Source organism: Streptomyces sp. NPDC059850 (genome assembly GCF_042731515.1).
Taxonomy (GTDB): domain Bacteria; phylum Actinomycetota; class Actinomycetes; order Streptomycetales; family Streptomycetaceae; genus Streptomyces.
Genome location: NZ_JBHWJI010000001.1, coordinates 170,197 through 186,734, shown reverse-complemented (window position 1 = coordinate 186,734; position 16,538 = coordinate 170,197). Strand labels below are relative to the sequence as shown.

The following is a 16,538-nucleotide window of genomic DNA, read 5'->3' as shown; positions in this document are numbered from 1 at the left end:
GGAACGGCGCGCTTTAAGGTGATCGCCGTCAGGCGGTCGCCGCGTCCTCACCGGGAGTGGGGCAGCCCACGGTGGCGGTCACGGCGGTCAGCAGCACCACGGAGTCCTCCAGCGCGACCATCCCGTGCCGCTCGTGCGGAACGCGCTCCACCTGCCCGGCGATGAGATCCGTGCGCACCCCGCTCCCGGTCAGCCGCACATGACCGTGCAGTACGTGCAGACTCGCCGCCGGGGGAGCGTTGTGCTCGTCCAGCTGACAACCGGAGACCATCGCGATCACGCTCTGCCGCAGCGGCCCGTCATGCAGGAACAGATGAGCGCTGCGCCCGTGCGGATCGGCCTTCGCCTGATCCAGATGGTGGCGCGCGAGCGCGGTGAGGTCATCCATGAGTGCCCCTCGATCGGCCTGATCTGATCGTCGCCGGGTTCCCTCAATCGTCACCGGCTAGCGTGATGCGCGCCAGTCCGCACCCCCGCGACATGGAAAGAGGCATCCGTGGCCGACTACCTGACCGTCCTGACGACCACCGACACCCCCGAGAAGGCGGAGGCCCTGGCGCGCGGCGCCGTGGAAGCGCGGCTGGCGGCCTGCGCGCAGATCAGCCAGCCGGTGACCTCCGTCTACCGGTGGCAGGACGCCATCGAGACCGCCGCCGAGTGGCAGGTGCTGTTCAAGACCACCGCCGCGCGCTACGACGAGCTGGAGGCGCACATCCGCGAGGCGCACGACTACGAGACGCCGGAAGTGATCGCGACGCCGATCACGCAGGGCAATGAGGACTATCTGGCGTGGGTGGTAGCGGAAACAACAATCGACTGACAGAAAACAACATCTGTCATCTGCTATCCGCCAACGCCTGGCTGATACCCCGCTCCCGGGGCCCCAGGAACTGAGGATCGGGCCGGAACGTGGCGTCGAGCACCGCCTTGCCCGCCGCCACGGTCTCCCGCAGCCCGCCGAAGCCCCACGTAGCGTCGTGTGGCTCGTCCACCGCCACCCCGTACGCGTCGACCCCCGCCGCCCCGCACAGTGCCACCGCCCGCCGGATATGGAACCCCTGGCTCACCAGCACCGCCCGGTGCACCCCGAACACCCGCCGCGCCCGGCTGCACGAGTCCCAGGTGTCGAAGCCCGCGAAGTCACTCACGATCCGCCGGTCCGGCACGCCCCGCTTCACCAGATAGGCGCGCATCGCGTTCGGCTCGTCGTAGTCGTCCCGGCTGTTGTCCCCGGTGACCAGCAGCGCCCGTACCTTCCCGGCCCGGTACAGCGTGACGGCCGCGTCCAGCCGGTGCGCCAGATACGGCGACGGCTCCCCGTCCCACAGCCCGGCCCCGAACACCACCCCCACCGGCGCCCACGGCACGTCCCCACCCGCCGCCCGCACCCGCCCCTCCGTACTCAGCCGCAGCCAGGTCGCGGGCAACAGCGCCAGCACACTGACGACCACAGCAACCTGAAATACCCTCCGCCACCCCCGCCGCGTCCGCGGCAACCGCCGCCGCGCCCACCTGAACATGCCCTGTCCCCCTTGGCCTCACCAGCACCATCGCGCTGAGTGACGCGGCCAAGGGGCGGGTCGGTTGCACCGGGCTATTCGGCGGCGTCGTCCCCCTCGGGCTCCTGGGAGGTCAGGAAGATGTCCGTCTCCAACTCGAAGTCGAACGGGGCGGGGATGGGCAGCGGCTTGCCGAAGGGGACGGTCATGTGGGCCCGGTAACCGTGGTCCGACGGATCCCAGAAGGCGGTGACCTCCTCGGCCTGCATGTCGAGCACCAGGTACACCGGCACATGGCGGCCGTAGACCTCGAGCTTCTCCTTCCAGTCGACGTCACGCGTGGAGACCGAGGTCAACTCGGCGACGAGGGACAGCGCCTCGCTGTCGGCATGCCGTCCCTGGACGCCCCGGAACGCACTGCCAGCCGCGACGAAAAGATCCGGGCCGAACGCCCGTTCGGCAGACGGGAAGGTGAAGAGGAATGGTGACGTCTCCGCGATATGCCCCTTGGGGGCATAGGGCTCCAGCCGCAGCCGAAGTTCCCGCATCGGCCACAGGTACTGCAGCCCCGACCACGGCGACACGACGATCTTCCCCCTGATGAGCTCGGCCTTGAAGCCGTCCGGTGTATCCAGTTCCTCCGTGGTCCGGAGCAGGTCGTCGAACCCCTTCTGGGGCTCCTCGGCGTCCGGTGTGTCTGTGGTCATCGGCCGCTCCAATATCGCGGTCACAACATCCTCCATCTGCTACGGAGCGTACTCTCGGCCTCACCGTAGCGACGGGCGGCGCCAGGTATCCGTTATCCGTTCGCATTACCCCGAACGAGCGATGTGCCCCATCCCGCATAGCCTTGGGGGTCGTCCCGTACCAGCGAAACCAGCAGGTGATCCCAGCCGTGCCGCCGCTCCCCAAAGCAGAACTCCACCTCCACATCGAGGGCACCCTGGAGCCCGAACTCGCCTTCGCGCTCGCCGAGCGCAACGGCATCGAGCTGCCCTACGCCACCCAGGACGAGCTGCGCGCCGCGTACTCCTTCACCGACCTCCAGGACTTCCTCAACCTCTACTACGCGCTGATGGCCGTCCTCCGCACCGAGGACGACTTCGCCGACCTCACCAACGCCTACCTCGCCCGCGCCCGCGAGCAGGGCGTCCGGCACGCCGAGATCTTCTTCGACCCCCAGGCGCACACCGCCCGAGGCGTCGACATCGGCACCGTCATCCGCGGCCTCACCCGCGCCCTCGACGCCGCGCCCGAGACGTACGGCATCACCACCCGCCTGATCATGTGCTTCCTGCGGGACGAGACCGCCGAATCGGCCCTGGCCACCTTCGAGTCCGCCCGCCCCTACCTCGACCGGATCACCGCCGTCGGCCTCGACTCGGCCGAGGTCGGCCACCCGCCGTCGAAGTTCCGCGAGGTCTATGCCCTCGCGCGCGAAGCCGGGCTGAAGTGCGTCGCCCACGCGGGCGAGGAGGGCCCGCCCGCGTACGTCTGGGAGGCCCTGGACATCCTCGGCGTCGACCGCGTCGACCACGGCGTGCGCTGCCTGGAGGACAAGGCCCTGGTGGAACGCCTGGTCGCGGACCAGATTCCGCTCACCGTCTGCCCCCTCTCCAACGTCCGCCTCCGCGTCGTCGACCACCTCTCCGACCACCCCCTCCCCGCCATGCTGGACGCGGGCCTCCTGGTCACCGTCAACTCCGACGACCCCTCCTACTTCGGCGGCTACGCGGAGGACAACTTCACCGCCGTACGCGACGCCCTCGGCCTCGACCAGACCGCGCTGCGCACCCTGGCCCGCAACTCCTTCCAGGCCTCGTTCCTGGACGAGGAGACGCGCGCGTCCTACCTCCGGGAACTCGACGCGTCTTGACCTCAACCTTGGTTCAACTTCTACGTTCGTCGCCATGGAGTACTCACACAGCGACACCGAACTGATCCGTCAGCCCATCGGCTACTGGAGCCGGGCCGCCTCCAAGGCGGTCGTGACCTACATCCGGGAAGGGCTCTCGGAATTCGGCCTCAGCCAGCCCCAGTGGTGGGTCCTGAACCAGGTCTTCGACGGCGGCGAGGACGGCCGCACCCGCGACGAGGTGCGGGCCGTCCTCCAGGGCTACCTGGACGTGGGCACCGCCCTGGAACCCGAGATCGACGCCCTCCTGTCCCGCGGCCTCCTGACCACCACCGCCCAGCGCCTCCACCTGACCCCCGAGGGCCGCGACCTCCGCGCCCGCGCGGCGGAACGCCAGGTGTCGATGCGGGCACGTATCCACGACGGCATCCCCGACGAGGACTACGTCGCCACCCTCAAGGTGCTCCAGCGCATGATCCACAACACCAACGGCCAAGCCTGGCACCACTGACGGGGGCCGCTGCGCGGCGGCTCTCCCCTCCCCGCCCCTTCCCGAAACCGGGGACACCCCGGGCCCCGGACCGGGCCGGGGTTTCGTTGCAGAGTGCGGGCCGGTGGCCGGGTTGTGCCCACCCGTTCCTCCCCCAGCTACCGCTGGGAGGCGCCCCCCGGCGGAACGATTGCCCACAACCTGGAGGTACCCATCGCCCGGCACGGGTGCGGGGTCGCGACCCACCCCCGCCCGGCCGCCCGCCACGGGCCGGGCCGGGCCGGGGCCCGGGGCCAGCGGCGGGGAGTCGCCGACGAGACGGAGGGGGCGGGGTCGCAGGGGTGGGGGCCTGGACGACGACGTGTATTTGTGGCGCCTATTTCCGGCCCACCCCACGTTTCCGGGCGGTGGCGCCAAAAATATACGCGTCCAGGCCCCTGCCCCGGAGGCCCCGCCCCCGGCACCCACGCCAAACCGGCAGCGCACCCACCCCCCACCCGCACCGTGAACTCGCCGCAATCACCCGTCACGGCCGCGCAACGGGGGCGCAATATGCCCCTGCCACAGTCGCTCCATGACAGCGTCGCTCCGCCCCTTTCCCTCCGGCCGCCCCACCGGCAAGCGTCCCCCGACGCTGGTCGCCGTGGCGCACGGCAGCCGGGACCCGGCGGCGCTGCGCACCGTGACGGCCCTCCTCAACGCGGTCCGGGCCCTGCGCCCCGACGTGCTCGTACGCCTCGGGCACATCGAGCTGAACCAGCCGCTCCTCGCGGACACCCTCGCCACCCTCCGAGGCGAAGCCGTCCTCGTACCGCTCCTCCTCGGCCGCGGCTATCACGTCAAGGAAGACCTCCCGGCGGCAGCCGCAGCCGCCGGACACCTCACCACCCGCATCGCCGCGCCCCTCGGCCCCCACCCGCTCCTCGCCGAGGCCCTCCACGCCCGCCTCAGCGAAGCCAGCCGACGACGCCCCCACGCCGTCGTCCTCGCCGCCGCCGGTTCCCGCGACCCCGACGCGGCCGTGGACGCCAGCGCCACCGCCACCCTGCTCAGCGCCCGGCTCGGCGGCATACCGGTCGTCCCCGCGTACGCCTCCGCCGCCACCCCCACCGTGGCCGAAGCCGTACGCGCCCTCGCCCTCGCCCCGCACAAGGCAGGCCACATCGCCGTGGCCTCGTACTTCACCGCCCCCGGGCGCTTCGCCACCCAGTCCGCGGACGCCGCCCCCAGCATCGCCGCGGCCCCGCTCGGCGCCCACCCGGCCGTCGCCCGGCTGGTGCTGCACCGCTATGAACAGGCCCTCTCCAGTGCTCCGCTGTCGTACCGGGCGGTTACCGTCGGTGTATGAGCCGCAGAGCAGGTCGAGCAGGTCGTACGACACGTCACACCACGAACCACGGCACCAACACCACCACCGCACCACCGACGACCCCCGGCTATGACGCGGCGGACCTGGAGCGCTGGGTCCAGGAGCCCGACAAGCGCCCCGGACGGACCGCGTTCCAGCGGGACCGGGCGCGGGTGCTGCACTCCGCCGCACTGCGCCGACTGGCCGGAAAGACGCAGGTCGTGCCCGCAGCCCCGGCCACCGACACGGACCTCGGCGCCTCCGCCCGCACCCCGGCCTGGGACGCCACGCCCCGCACCCGCCTGACCCACTCCCTTGAGTGCGCCCAGGTGGGCCGGGAGCTGGGGGCGGCCCTCGGCTGCGATCCGGACCTGGTGGAGATGGCGTGCCTCGCCCATGACCTCGGCCATCCGCCGTTCGGCCACAACGGCGAACAGGCCCTCAACGAGGTGGCCCGCGACTGCGGCGGTTTCGAGGGGAACGCCCAGTCGCTGCGGCTGCTGGCCCGGCTCGAACCGAAGCGGTTCGTCCCCGACGAGGAGACCGGTGAACCGGTCAGCGTCGGCCTCAACCTCACCCGGGCGGCCCTGGACGCGGCCACCAAATACCCCTGGCCGCGCGGCGCACACCCCCGCGACCCGGATTCGCCGAAATTCGGGGTGTACGAGGACGACCTGCCGGTCTTCGACTGGTTCCGGCGCGGCGCGCCCGAGGACCGCACCCCGTTCGAGGCCCAGGTCATGGACTGGGCGGACGATGTGGCGTATTCGGTGCACGACGTCGAGGACGGCCTGCACGCGGGCCATCTCGACCCGAACAGCCTGCTCGCCGAGCCCGAGCGGCGCGAGGTGTTCGCGGTGGCGGCGGCCCGCTACGCGCCGGGAGCGGAGGCGGACGAGCTGGCCGAGGCGCTGGACCGGCTGCTCGACCAGGAGTGGTGGCCGCACGGCTATGACGGCACGTCCGTCGCCCAAGCCCGCCTCAAGGACGCCACGAGCCAGCTCATCGGCCGGTTCTGCCTCGCCGCCGAGTCCGCGACCCGGGCGGCGTACGGGACGGGCCGGTTCACCCGCTACCGCGCCGAGCTGGTGGCGCCGCGCCCGGCCCGGCTGGAGTGCGCGGTGCTCAAGGCGGTCGCGGACCGTTATGTCATCCAGCGCGCCGACCAGGAGCTGGTCCGCGCCGACCAGCGCGTGGTGATCGCAGAACTGGGCGAGGCGCTGATCGCCCGCGCCCCGGACGGGCTCGACCCGCAGTTCCGCGCCCTGTTCGACGCGGCCGACGCGGCGGGTGACGAGAAGGGGCGGCTGCGCGCGATCGTGGACCAGATCGCCGCCTTGACGGACGTCTCGGCCCGCGCCCTCCACGCCCGCATCACGACCCCGCGCGCGACGCGCCACGTATGACCGCACCTGACCGTATGTGGTCACGCATGATCGCGTACGACCGCCACCGCTTCGCTCTCGCACCGCACAGGGCCCGTTCCCGCCACTCCGCACGGCCCCCTTCCCCCACCCCGCTTGGTGCGGGAGGCTCCCCGGTGGCTCCCTATGGCCAAAGCTCCGGCTGATGCGACTGGTCGACGCGACCGGGGTAGAAGCAAACGCAGAGGCACCGCCCGGCAGCGAGGAGGAAAACAAGTGGTCGACGCACACCAGACGTTCGTCATCGTCGGAGGGGGTCTGGCCGGGGCGAAAGCCGCGGAAACCCTCCGTTCGGAGGGATTCACCGGCCGGGTGATCCTGATCTGTGACGAGCGCGACCACCCCTATGAGCGTCCCCCGCTCTCCAAGGGCTTCCTCACCGGCAGCCAGGAGCGCGACAGCGTCTTCGTCCACGAACCCGCCTGGTACGCGCAGGCCGACATCGAACTCCACCTCGGCCAGCCCGCCACCCACCTGGACCGCACCGCCAAGGCGGTGACCCTCGGCGACGGCACCCGCATCCACTACGACCGGCTGCTGCTGGCCACCGGCGCCGAGCCGCGCCGCCTCGATATCCCGGGCACCGGCCTGGCGGGCGTGCACCATCTGCGCCGCCTGGCCCATGCCGAGCGGCTGAAGGGCGTCCTCACCACCCTCGGCCGGGACAACGGCCAGCTGGTCATCGCGGGCGGGGGCTGGATCGGCCTGGAGGTCGCGGCCGCCGCCCGTGGTTACGGCGCCGAGGTGACGATCGTCGAGCGCGAGCCGACCCCGCTCCACTCCGTCCTCGGTCCCGAACTGGGCGCCCTCTTCGCCGACCTCCACAGCGAGCACGGCGTCCGGTTCCACTTCGGGGCGACGCTCACCGAGATCACCGGCCAGGACGGCATGGTGCTCGCCGCCCTCACCGACGACGGCGAGGAGCACCCCTGCCACAGCGTGCTGGCGGCCATCGGCGCCGCCCCGCGCACCGCCCTCGCCGAGGCCGCCGGTCTTGACGTGGTGGACCGGGCGTCGGGCGGCGGCATCGCCGTCGACGCCGCGCTGCGCACCAGCGACCCGGACATCTTCGCGACGGGCGACGCCGCCTCCGCCCCGCTCGCCTTCCTGGAGGGCACCCCGGTGCGCACCGCCCTCGCGCCCGGCTCCCGGCTGCGCGTCGAGCACTGGGCCAACGCGCTGAACGGCGGCCCGGCGGCGGCCCGCGCGATGCTCGGCCAGGACGTCACGTACGACCGGGTGCCGTACTTCTTCTCCGACCAGTACGACGTCGGTCTTGAGTACTCCGGGTACGCGCCGCCCGGCTCGTACGACCAGGTGCTGATCCGCGGCGACGTCGGCAAGCGGCAGTTCATCGCCTTCTGGCTCAGCGACGGCCGCCTGCTGGCGGGGATGAACGTGAACGTGTGGGACGTCACCGGGCCCATCCAGCAGCTCATCCGCAGCGGTGCCCAGCCCGACCCGGGTGCCCTGGCCGACCCGTCCGTCCCGCTCACCTCCCTCGTGCCGTAACGGACCCCGGGCCCCGGGCCGGGGCCCGTCCGGTGCCGGACACCCGTGCCGGACATCGCTGTCGGACCCCGGCCGTAGAATTCACGCGTGGCAGGACGGATCAACGATGACGACGTGAAGGCGGTGCGGGACGCGGTCCCGATCGACGCCGTCGTATCCGAGTATCTCCAGCTGCGGAACGCGGGCGGTGGCAATCTCAAGGGGCTCTGCCCCTTCCACGACGAGAAGTCACCGTCCTTCCAGATCAGCCCCAGCAAGGGGCTGTATTACTGCTTCGGCTGCCAGGAGGGCGGCGACACCGTCGACTTCGTCATGAAGATCGACCATCTCTCCTTCTCCGAGACGATCGAGCGGCTCGCCTCCCAGGCCGGGATCACCCTGCGGTACGAGCAGGGCAGCGCCACCCCCGGCCGCCAGCAGGGCGAGCGCACCCGCCTGGTCGAGGCCCACCGGGCGGCCGCGCAGTTCTACGTCGAGCAGCTGGACAGTCCCGAGGCGGAGATCGGCCGCAAGTTCCTCGCCGAGCGCGGCTTCGACCAGGCCGCCGCCCAGCACTTCGGCGTCGGCTACAGCCCGGCGGGCTGGGACCACCTCGTCCGCTTCCTGCGCGGCCGCGGCTTCACCGACCAGGAGCTGATCCTCTCCGGCCTCGCCCAGGAGAGCCGCCGCAACCCCATCGACCGCTTCCGCGGCCGCCTGATGTGGCCCATCCGCGACATCACCGGCGAGGTCGTCGGCTTCGGCGCCCGCAAGCTGCGCGACGACGACAACGGCCCCAAGTACCTCAACACCCCCGAGACCCCGCTCTACAAGAAGTCCCACGTCCTGTACGGGATCGACCTCGCCAAGAAGGACATCGCCAAGACCAGCCGCGCCGTGGTCGTCGAGGGGTACACCGACGTCATGGCCTGCCATCTGGCCGGGGTCACCACCGCCATCGCCACCTGCGGCACCTCCTTCGGCGGCGACCACATCAAGATCCTGCGGCGGCTGCTGATGGACAACTCCGGCGCCGAGGTCGTCTTCACCTTCGACGGCGACGCGGCGGGCCAGAAGGCCGCCCTGCGCGCCTTCGAGGACGACCAGAAGTTCGCCGCCGAGACCTATATCGCGATCACCCCGGGCGGTATGGACCCCTGCGATCTGCGGCTCGCGCAGGGCGACGACGCGGTCAAGGCGCTGGTCGAGAGCCGCACCCAGCTCTTCGAGTTCGCCATCCGGCAGATCATCGCCCGCCACAACCTCGACACGGCGGTGGGCCGCGCCGCCGCCCTGGACGAGGCCGCGCCGGTCGTCGCGGGCATCAAGAACAGCTCCATCCAGCACGAGTCGGCCGTCCATCTCGCGGGGCTGCTGGGCATCCTCGACACCCAGTTCGTCGTCCAGCGCGTCAGCCAGCTCGCCCGGTGGGCGCGGGACCGTGGCCGGGGCGGCGACCAGCGCCCCGACCAGCGCGGCCGCGCACAGCACCGGCCCGGCGGGCCCGGCGGACCCGGCGCACCCCAGGGCTCCGGGGCCCAGGCCCCGGCAGGCCCCCGTGGCCCCGCCCTGAACCTCCGCAGCCCGGCCCACCGGGTCGAGCGCGAGCTGCTGAAGCTGGCCCTCCAGCGCCCCGAGCTGGTCTCCCCGGCCTTCGACGCCTACGGCGAGGACGAGTTCACCGCCCCGCCCTACGCCGCCGTGCGCCGCGCCGTCGAGGACGCGGGCGGCGCGGAGCGCGCCGACGCCGACTATCTGCGCCGCGTCCGCGAGGTCGCCCCCGACGACACGGTCCGCGCCATGGTCACCGAGCTGGCCGTGGAGCCCCTCCACACCCGCCGCGAGGCCGACGAGGCGTACGCGGGCGAGCAGCTGGTGCGGGTCCGCCAGGCCGCCGTCAACCACCGCATCAGGGAGGTCCAGGGCACCCTGCAGCGCCTGGGCCAGCACGCCGACCCGGCCCATCTGGCCGCCGTCCAGAACGAGCTGTGGGTCCTCCAGCAGTACGCCGTGTCCCTCCAGACCCAGGGCGCGGCGGCGCTCTGACCGGGCCGCAGCCGGGCCGTAGCCGGGCCGCGCGGAACGTCGCGTAATCGGCCGGTCACCGGCCGCTGCGCAAAAAGTGCCCGCACGCCCCTCGTGGCGGGCGTGTGTCGTACTCCACACTGGGTGTGGTGCCTGAGTCCTCGGAGCGCGGCGGTGTTGGCCGGGTAGGCCGGGATCCCCCGCAGATCCGCTCAAGATGTACGGGACGGACGGCGGCGTAACCGGCGCGTCCGTACCCGATCGTTCTGCCGCCTCAGCAGCGATCACCCTGGAGGTCGCCCCCGTGCAGACCCAGATCCTCACCGACGCGGCCCCCGCCGCGTCGCCGCAGTCCCGGGCACCGGCGGCCGTGGAGCCCCCGGAACCGCCCACGCTGCCCGGTGCGGCCCTGCCCCCGGACGCCCCGGGCGCCGCCGGGGCCCAGCGCACCGCAGCGGACGCCGGGCAGGCCACAGAACCCGCCCCCGCGCCCGGCACCGAACCGGAACCCGACAGCGAACCGGAAGGCGCCACCGAACCCGACGACGGCCCCGGAGCCGACGACGCCCCCGAACCGGACGACGGCCCCGCCGAACGCCCCGCACGCGCCGAGACCACCGGCCCCTCCTCCGACCTCTTCCGCCAATACCTGCGCGAAATCGGCCGGATCCCGCTCCTCTCCGCCGCCGAGGAGGTCGAGCTGGCCCGCCGGGTCGAGGCGGGCCTGTTCGCCGAGGAGAAGCTCGCGAACGCCCCCGACCTCGACAGCCAACTCGCCCTCGACCTCGACCGGTTGGTCGTCCTGGGCCGGATGGCCAAGCGCCGCCTGATCGAGGCCAACCTGCGCCTCGTCGTCTCCGTCGCCAAGCGCTACGTGGGCCGCGGCCTGACCATGCTGGACCTCGTCCAGGAGGGCAACCTCGGCCTGATCCGAGCGGTCGAGAAGTTCGACTACGCCCGCGGGTACAAGTTCTCGACGTACGCGACCTGGTGGATCCGCCAGGCCATGTCCCGCGCCCTCGCCGACCAGGCCCGGACCATCCGGGTCCCGGTGCATGTCGTCGAGCTGATCAACCGGGTCGTCCGGGTGCAGCGCCGGATGCTCCAGGAGCGCGGCTACGAGCCCACCCCCGAGGAGGTCGCGGTCCACCTCGACCTCACCCCGGAGCGGGTGAGCGAGGTGCTGCGCCTCGCCCAAGAGCCGGTGTCGCTGCACGCGCCCGTGGGGGAGGAGGACGATGTCGCGCTCGGCGACCTCATCGAGGACGGCGACGCCGCCTCACCGGTCGAGTCCGCGGCGTTCCTGCTGCTCCGCGAGCACCTGGAGGCCGTGCTGTCGACGCTCGGGGAGCGCGAGCGCAAGGTCGTCCAGCTGCGGTACGGACTGGCCGACGGCCGCCCCCGCACCCTGGAGGAGATCGGCCGGATCTTCGGCGTGACCCGGGAACGCATCCGCCAGATCGAGTCCAAGACCCTCAACAAACTCCGCGACCACGCCTTCGCCGACCAGCTCCGCGGCTACCTGGACTGAGGCCGTCCCGGCGGGGCTACGGCTGCGCCTCGAACGCCCCAGGATGCGTCTGCTCCCGTACCGCCACGTACTGCTGCCGCACCGCCTGCCCCACCGCCAGGTCGTCGCCCGGCTCGAACACCTGGCTGGCGGCCGCGGGCCAGCGCGGCGGCTCGTGCGGGGACAGCGCCCCCTGCGCGGCGCCCAGTGCCCACGCGGCCTGCCGGGCGGCGCCCAGCGCGGCGTAGTCGGCGGGCTGCGGCACCACGATCTGGGCGCCCAGCAGCGCGGGCGCGATCGCCCGTACCGCCTGGAGATCGGCCGCGGGCCCCAGCAGGAACACCCGGCGCACCCCGACCCCGCGACCCCGCAGGATGTCGAGCGCGTCGGCGAGCCCGCACAGCATGCCCTCGAACGCGGCCCGCGCCAGATGCTCCGGCTTCATGGACTCGCGCCGCAGCCCGGTCAGCGTCCCGGCGGTGTGCGGCAGGTACGGGGTCCGCTCGCCCTCCAGATACGGCAGCATCACCATGCCGTACGACCCGGGGGTGGAGTTCAGCGCGAGCGCCGACAGCCCTTCCAGGTCCGTGCCCAGCAGCTCAGCCGTACCGCGCAGCGCCCGCACCGCGTTGAGCGTGTGCACGACGGGCAGGTGCATCCCGGTGGCGTCGGCGTACGAGAGGATCGTGCCGGTGTGGTCGGCCAGCGCCTCGTGGTGGATGGAGAAGACCGAACCCGAGGCCCCGAGCGAGATCACCGCGTCGCCGACCCCCACGCCGAGCCCGAAGGCGGCGGCCATGGTCTCGCCCGTACCGGCCGATATCAGCAGCCCCTCGGGCGTCTGCCCGGCGGGCTGGGCCGGTCCGATGACCTCCGGCAGCCGCACCTGGTGCCCGAGCGCCAGCTCGGCCAGATCCGGCCGCCAGCCGCCGGTCGCCGCCGACCAGTAGCCGGTGCTGGAGGCCGTGCCACGGTCCGTCGTACGCCGCAGCGGGCGCCCGAGCAGCTGCCACACCAGCCAGTCGTGCGGCTGCAGCACCTCGGCCACCCGGCGCGCGGCGTCCGGCTCGGACCGCGCCATCCAGCGCAGCTTCGCCACCGACTGGGCGGCGGTCGGCACCGCGCCCACGGCCTGGGCCCACGCCGCGCGCCCGCCCAGCGTCTCGATCAGATCGGCGGCCGCGGACTGCACCCGCCGGTCGTTGCCCATCTGCGCGGGGCGCACCAGCGCCCCGCTCCCGTCCAGCGTCAGCAGCCCGTGCTGCTGTGCCGAGACGCCGATGGCCTGGACCCCCTCCAGCAGCCCGCCCTCGGCGGCCTCCCCGAGGGAGAGCAGCCATGCCTGCGGGTCCACGTCGTTGGGCGAACCGCCGGAGGACGGCTCCGGGTGCGGCGCGTACCCCTGCTTGAGTACGGCACCCGTATCCGTATCGCAGACGACGATCCGTGTGCTCTCGGACGAACTGTCCAACCCGGCGACTATCCCCATGGACCAGATCATGCCACCGAGGTGGCTAGGTGTTGCTGGTGCCCCAGTCGTCCTCCTCCGCCGCGGAGCGCGACTCCCGCTGCGCGATCTTGTCCCGCAGCGGCCGCACCTTGCCGAGCGCCTTCGTGGCGGCCTCCCGGCCACCCAGCGCGGCGGACTCGGCGGTATTACGGACCGCCGGGTTCTGCGCGAACCGCTGCGCGCAGGCGCGCAGCTGGTCGTACCGCTCGCGGCCGGCCCGTGTGCCGAACACGTAACCAACAGCCAATCCGGTCATGAACGTCAGCCGGTAGCGCATCGACCTGCCCTTCTGGTTGTCCTGTCCGTCGGACCCCGGAGCCGTGCCGCACGTCTACCCGCAGGCGCCGCAGATCACCCTCCGATCACCCACGGGCCTACCGATTGGCGGAGCACCCCCCTGCTTGCGCTAATGTATGTGTCGCAGCGAGCGCACGCCCTCCGGGAGCCCCGGACGGGGGCGCGGTCGAGGCACCCGGAGCAATCCCCTGTAGCTCAATTGGCAGAGCAGCCGGCTGTTAACCGGCAGGTTACTGGTTCGAGTCCAGTCGGGGGAGCGCGATCCCCTGTAGCTCAATTGGCAGAGCATTCGGCTGTTAACCGGAGGGTTACTGGTTCGAGTCCAGTCGGGGGAGCAACACGGGAGAGGACCCCTGAGGGGGTCCTTTTTCATGCCCTCATCCCCTGTTCACGCCGTGCTCACCCCTTGATCCACCCCTGATCCACGGCATGCGGGCACCCAAGACCGGCCCGCCGAAGCAACAGATCGTATGAGCGGCTATGCTGCGGCAGACGGCGCGCACAGATGTGCACGACGCGCCGTTACGGGGCGGTAGCTCAGCCGGTTAGAGCAGCGGACTCATAATCCGTCGGCCGTGGGTTCGAGTCCCACCCGCCCCACCACGCGCTACGCGGGGAGAAACCTTCTTACCTGCGAAAACGTGAGAATGCGGGTCGCCACTCCAACGTGGCGACCCGCATTCTCACGTTCGGACCAAGATCCAGGGGACACACAGGGGACAAGCGGCCCGTGCAGGGGACAGAGCAGCCCTCACGCGGCCTTACGACCGCCATTCGGAGTCCGGCGAGCGGTCCGGGTTGCAGCGGGCGGAAGGCCCATCGGCAGTGCCCAACCACCCCGGTCCGGAGACTCTGAGCGGGCAATGGTGAAGCGCGTGAGGGAGAAGTCCGCCCGCTGCTTCTCCGAGTACTGGTCGTTGAAGTTCTCCACCCGGACCAGCTCCAACTCGTGCGCGGTGCAGTGGTCACGAATCCACTTCACGGCGGCGTTGGCGGCGTTGTCCTGGCCCTGGCTGGCCAGGGTGATCAGGCCGAGGAGATCGGAGTCGGGCTGGGTCTGCGCTCCAACTGCCCAGGCGCCACCCGACTGCCGTGCACCGTGGGCGAAGAAGACGGCGATGTCGTTTTGCCAGGCCGCTTCTGGTACCTCGAACGGGGTGTGCACGTTGAACGGCACGTCGCGGGGGACGACAGCCATGATCGATTCGGCCTCGGCCCGCATCATCTCGGGCAGCACGCTGGTGTAGGTGTCGGAGGTGATCTGGCGAGAGGAGTGCCCCAGCTTCTCCTGGACCACCTTGATGTCGGTACCGGCGAGCAGGGACAGAGTGGCGGCGAGGTGGCGGAGGTCGTGGAGGCGGACCGGCGGCAGGCCGGACAGCTCCACGAGGCGGGTGAAGCGTCGGGATATCCAGTCGGGATGCAGCGCCTCGCCGTTCTCCTGCGTCCACACGCGACCAGACTCAACGTAGGCGTCCGCCCACTCCTGACGCTTCTGATCCTGCTTCGTGCGGAAGCTGACCAGGTTGTCGCCGGACTCCAAGCTCAGGGACAGAGTGCGGACGCTGTCGGCCTTCGGAGCTTCGCCGTACAGCTCGTACGCGACCTCCACGATCTGATGGGAGATCCGCAGCCAGAGGGCATCGGTGCTGACCTCCGTCCAGGGCAGCGCGGCCATCTCACCGCGGCGGGGGCCGAGGAAGATGAACGAGTGCCACAGCTCGTAGAGCCAGTCGCCCTTGACGAAGTCGAGGAACTGGCCGGTCAGCTCCGGTGTCCAGACCATGACCGGGCCGGGCTTCTCGCCGGTGCGCTTCCAGTGCTCGATGCGCTCGGGCGTCCAGACGAGCGGCTTCGGCCGGGTGACCGGCGGCAGCTCCACGAGCTTTGCCCAGTTCCTGGCGAACGCCTGCTCGCGCTTGATCCCCCAGGACAGTGCCGAGCTGAGGGTGTCGTTGAGGCGGTGCATGGTGGCGGCGGAGGTGATCTTCCGCAGCCCCCGCTTGCCCTCTCGGAGCGCCGCGTTCGCGTCGAGGAACGCTCGGCGGGCGGCTCGACGCTCCTCCTTCTTCCCGGCCGCCTTCACCCAGGCTCGGTGTGCCTGGTCGCGGTCCTTCTGGAGCTGGTCGACGCGGAGGCGGTGGAGGATTCGCTCGGCGTTCTCCTTCTCGATCGCGTCATACATCTTGTCGAGGTGGCGGACCTTGAGGTCGCGACGCTTGATGTGGCCGAGGTGAGGGAGGAGGTAGAGGTTGATGTGTTCCTCGTAGCCGTGGCGGGTGGTTCGGGCGAGGGACTTTTTCGCCTGGATCCACCGGAGGAAGTAGTCGCCGCACTTCTCATCGGACAGCACGTCGGTGCCGGCCGTTACGGCGTCGTACAGCTCCTTCGCCTTCTTCTTGGCGTCGTCCAGCTTGGCGAAGCCGCCTCGGCGGACCCGCGCGCGTTTGCCGCCCTCGCCGGGTTCGGCCTCGAAGTAGAGGTACCAGGTGCCGTGGCCCTTCCCTAGCTTCGGACACGTCAGCCCGATGTCTCCGATCTTCGGTGCGCCGTCGGCGTCGAGGACCGGGTTGCCTTCCTTGTCCTTGAGCGGCCCCTTGCACTGGCATCGCCGGTAGTAGCTCGGCGAGAACATCCGACCCCCTGCTGTCGGCTGGCGTGCGGCCAGCCGAGGTTGCGTGTACGTGCCTGTACGTGTCTGGTGTGGTTGTTCTTCATCCTGCGGGGGCTGTCGGACACTGTTGTAAAGTCCTTTCCGAGTTGGCGCGGGGGAGATAGCGACAACTGAGATGACTGCTCACGAGACCAACGGGCGAGCCCTGGCTGCTGCTGGAGCGATGGGCCTGGAGGAGTTGTTGGCCCTTCCTGCCACGGTGAACGTGACAACCGCTGGACGAGCACTTGGGATCGGCCGGGACAAGGCGTACGAGCTGATCCGGGCAGGAAGCTTCCCTGTCCGGACGTTGCCGCTTGGCGGCACGGTTCGTGTGCCCACGGCGGAGCTGTGGCGAGTCCTCGGTGTGGATGGGGGCGGAGGGGCGCGCAGTTGATTGGTGTGGACGATGTACGAATACGAGGTGTCCTGTTGT

General features: G+C 71.3%; 14 protein-coding genes and 3 tRNA genes. 11 read left to right on the top strand and 6 right to left on the bottom strand.

Annotated features, from left to right (window positions below):
• Nucleotides 1-28: 28 nt before the first annotated feature.
• The gene (locus tag ACFV9T_RS00955; RefSeq protein WP_385435949.1) at nt 29-388 is read right to left on the bottom strand and encodes a cupin; all 360 of its coding nucleotides are present in this window, start codon (nt 386-388) and stop codon (nt 29-31) included.
• A gap of 108 nt (nt 389-496) precedes the next feature.
• On the opposite strand from ACFV9T_RS00955, the gene cutA reads away from it, so the two are divergent.
• Nucleotides 497-820 (top strand): divalent-cation tolerance protein CutA, encoded by a 324-nt coding sequence (gene cutA / locus ACFV9T_RS00950; protein ID WP_385435948.1) that lies wholly within the window; start codon nt 497-499, stop codon nt 818-820.
• Nucleotides 821-836: 16 nt separating this feature from the next.
• Here the strand turns inward: cutA and ACFV9T_RS00945 are convergent, their stop codons facing one another.
• Together ACFV9T_RS00945 and ACFV9T_RS00940 are read right to left on the bottom strand one after the other, a co-directional pair.
• The gene (locus tag ACFV9T_RS00945) at nt 837-1,520 is read right to left on the bottom strand and encodes a vancomycin high temperature exclusion protein (protein WP_385435947.1); all 684 of its coding nucleotides are present in this window, start codon (nt 1,518-1,520) and stop codon (nt 837-839) included.
• A gap of 74 nt (nt 1,521-1,594) precedes the next feature.
• Nucleotides 1,595-2,206, bottom strand: a complete 612-nt coding sequence (locus ACFV9T_RS00940; protein ID WP_385435946.1) for a Uma2 family endonuclease — start codon at nt 2,204-2,206, stop codon at nt 1,595-1,597.
• A 188-nt stretch (nt 2,207-2,394) separates the two neighbouring features.
• Here ACFV9T_RS00940 and ACFV9T_RS00935 point away from each other — a divergent pair, with 188 nt between their 5' ends.
• From ACFV9T_RS00935 to ACFV9T_RS00905, 7 genes are all read left to right on the top strand, one after another.
• Complete coding sequence (locus ACFV9T_RS00935) at nt 2,395-3,375, top strand: adenosine deaminase (protein WP_385435945.1); 981 nt, start codon at nt 2,395-2,397, stop codon at nt 3,373-3,375.
• A gap of 34 nt (nt 3,376-3,409) precedes the next feature.
• On the top strand, nt 3,410-3,865 hold the full coding sequence (locus tag ACFV9T_RS00930; RefSeq protein WP_385435944.1) for a MarR family winged helix-turn-helix transcriptional regulator: 456 nt from the start codon (nt 3,410-3,412) through the stop codon (nt 3,863-3,865).
• Between the two features lie 553 nt (nt 3,866-4,418).
• Nucleotides 4,419-5,192, top strand: coding sequence for a sirohydrochlorin chelatase (locus ACFV9T_RS00925; protein ID WP_385435943.1), 774 nt, complete (start codon nt 4,419-4,421; stop codon nt 5,190-5,192).
• Nucleotides 5,189-6,598, top strand: coding sequence for a deoxyguanosinetriphosphate triphosphohydrolase (locus tag ACFV9T_RS00920; protein ID WP_385435942.1), 1,410 nt, complete (start codon nt 5,189-5,191; stop codon nt 6,596-6,598). Before ACFV9T_RS00925 ends, ACFV9T_RS00920 begins: the two co-directional genes overlap by 4 nt.
• A 234-nt stretch (nt 6,599-6,832) precedes the next feature.
• A complete protein-coding gene (locus ACFV9T_RS00915) occupies nt 6,833-8,128 on the top strand; it encodes an NAD(P)/FAD-dependent oxidoreductase (protein ID WP_385435941.1) in 1,296 nt (431 codons plus the stop codon).
• Between the two features lie 87 nt (nt 8,129-8,215).
• Complete coding sequence (gene dnaG, locus ACFV9T_RS00910; RefSeq protein WP_385435940.1) at nt 8,216-10,153, top strand: DNA primase; 1,938 nt, start codon at nt 8,216-8,218, stop codon at nt 10,151-10,153.
• Between the two features lie 196 nt (nt 10,154-10,349).
• Nucleotides 10,350-11,663 carry a sigma-70 family RNA polymerase sigma factor gene (locus ACFV9T_RS00905; RefSeq protein ID WP_385435939.1) on the top strand — a complete coding sequence of 438 codons (1,314 nt, stop codon included), beginning with the start codon at nt 10,350-10,352 and terminating at the stop codon, nt 11,661-11,663.
• A gap of 16 nt (nt 11,664-11,679) precedes the next feature.
• Here the strand turns inward: ACFV9T_RS00905 and ACFV9T_RS00900 are convergent, their stop codons facing one another.
• Nucleotides 11,680-13,131 (bottom strand): FGGY family carbohydrate kinase, encoded by a 1,452-nt coding sequence (locus ACFV9T_RS00900; RefSeq protein WP_385435938.1) that lies wholly within the window; start codon nt 13,129-13,131, stop codon nt 11,680-11,682.
• A gap of 25 nt (nt 13,132-13,156) precedes the next feature.
• On the bottom strand, nt 13,157-13,429 hold the full coding sequence (locus tag ACFV9T_RS00895; RefSeq protein WP_385435937.1) for a YtxH domain-containing protein: 273 nt from the start codon (nt 13,427-13,429) through the stop codon (nt 13,157-13,159).
• 204 nt (nt 13,430-13,633) lie between these two features.
• Here ACFV9T_RS00895 and ACFV9T_RS00890 point away from each other — a divergent pair.
• The 3 genes from ACFV9T_RS00890 (at nt 13,634) to ACFV9T_RS00880 (ending at nt 14,052) form a co-directional block, all read left to right on the top strand.
• Nucleotides 13,634-13,706 (top strand) — tRNA-Asn (locus ACFV9T_RS00890).
• 5 nt (nt 13,707-13,711) lie between these two features.
• Nucleotides 13,712-13,784 (top strand) — tRNA-Asn (locus tag ACFV9T_RS00885).
• 191 nt (nt 13,785-13,975) lie between these two features.
• Nucleotides 13,976-14,052: transfer RNA gene (locus ACFV9T_RS00880), tRNA-Ile, on the top strand.
• Nucleotides 14,053-14,200: 148 nt separating this feature from the next.
• Here ACFV9T_RS00880 and ACFV9T_RS00875 read toward each other — a convergent pair.
• A complete protein-coding gene (locus ACFV9T_RS00875; RefSeq protein WP_385435936.1) occupies nt 14,201-16,084 on the bottom strand; it encodes a tyrosine-type recombinase/integrase in 1,884 nt (627 codons plus the stop codon).
• Nucleotides 16,085-16,538: the final 454 nt, after the last annotated feature.

Bases quoted from the DNA above. Each gene is read 5' to 3' on its own strand.
- ACFV9T_RS00895 (WP_385435937.1), bottom strand. From the start codon at position 13,429: ATGCGCTACCGGCTGACGTTCATGACCGGATTGGCTGTTGGTTACGTG.
- ACFV9T_RS00875 (WP_385435936.1), bottom strand. From the start codon at position 16,084: ATGTTCTCGCCGAGCTACTACCGGCGATGCCAGTGCAAGGGGCCGCTC.
- ACFV9T_RS00905 (WP_385435939.1), top strand. From the start codon at position 10,350: ATGTACGGGACGGACGGCGGCGTAACCGGCGCGTCCGTACCCGATCGT.
- ACFV9T_RS00945 (WP_385435947.1), bottom strand. From the start codon at position 1,520: ATGTTCAGGTGGGCGCGGCGGCGGTTGCCGCGGACGCGGCGGGGGTGG.
- ACFV9T_RS00930 (WP_385435944.1), top strand. From the start codon at position 3,410: ATGGAGTACTCACACAGCGACACCGAACTGATCCGTCAGCCCATCGGC.
- ACFV9T_RS00900 (WP_385435938.1), bottom strand. From the start codon at position 13,131: ATGGGGATAGTCGCCGGGTTGGACAGTTCGTCCGAGAGCACACGGATC.
- ACFV9T_RS00955 (WP_385435949.1), bottom strand. From the start codon at position 388: ATGGATGACCTCACCGCGCTCGCGCGCCACCATCTGGATCAGGCGAAG.
- ACFV9T_RS00925 (WP_385435943.1), top strand. From the start codon at position 4,419: ATGACAGCGTCGCTCCGCCCCTTTCCCTCCGGCCGCCCCACCGGCAAG.
- ACFV9T_RS00920 (WP_385435942.1), top strand. From the start codon at position 5,189: ATGAGCCGCAGAGCAGGTCGAGCAGGTCGTACGACACGTCACACCACG.
- ACFV9T_RS00940 (WP_385435946.1), bottom strand. From the start codon at position 2,206: ATGACCACAGACACACCGGACGCCGAGGAGCCCCAGAAGGGGTTCGAC.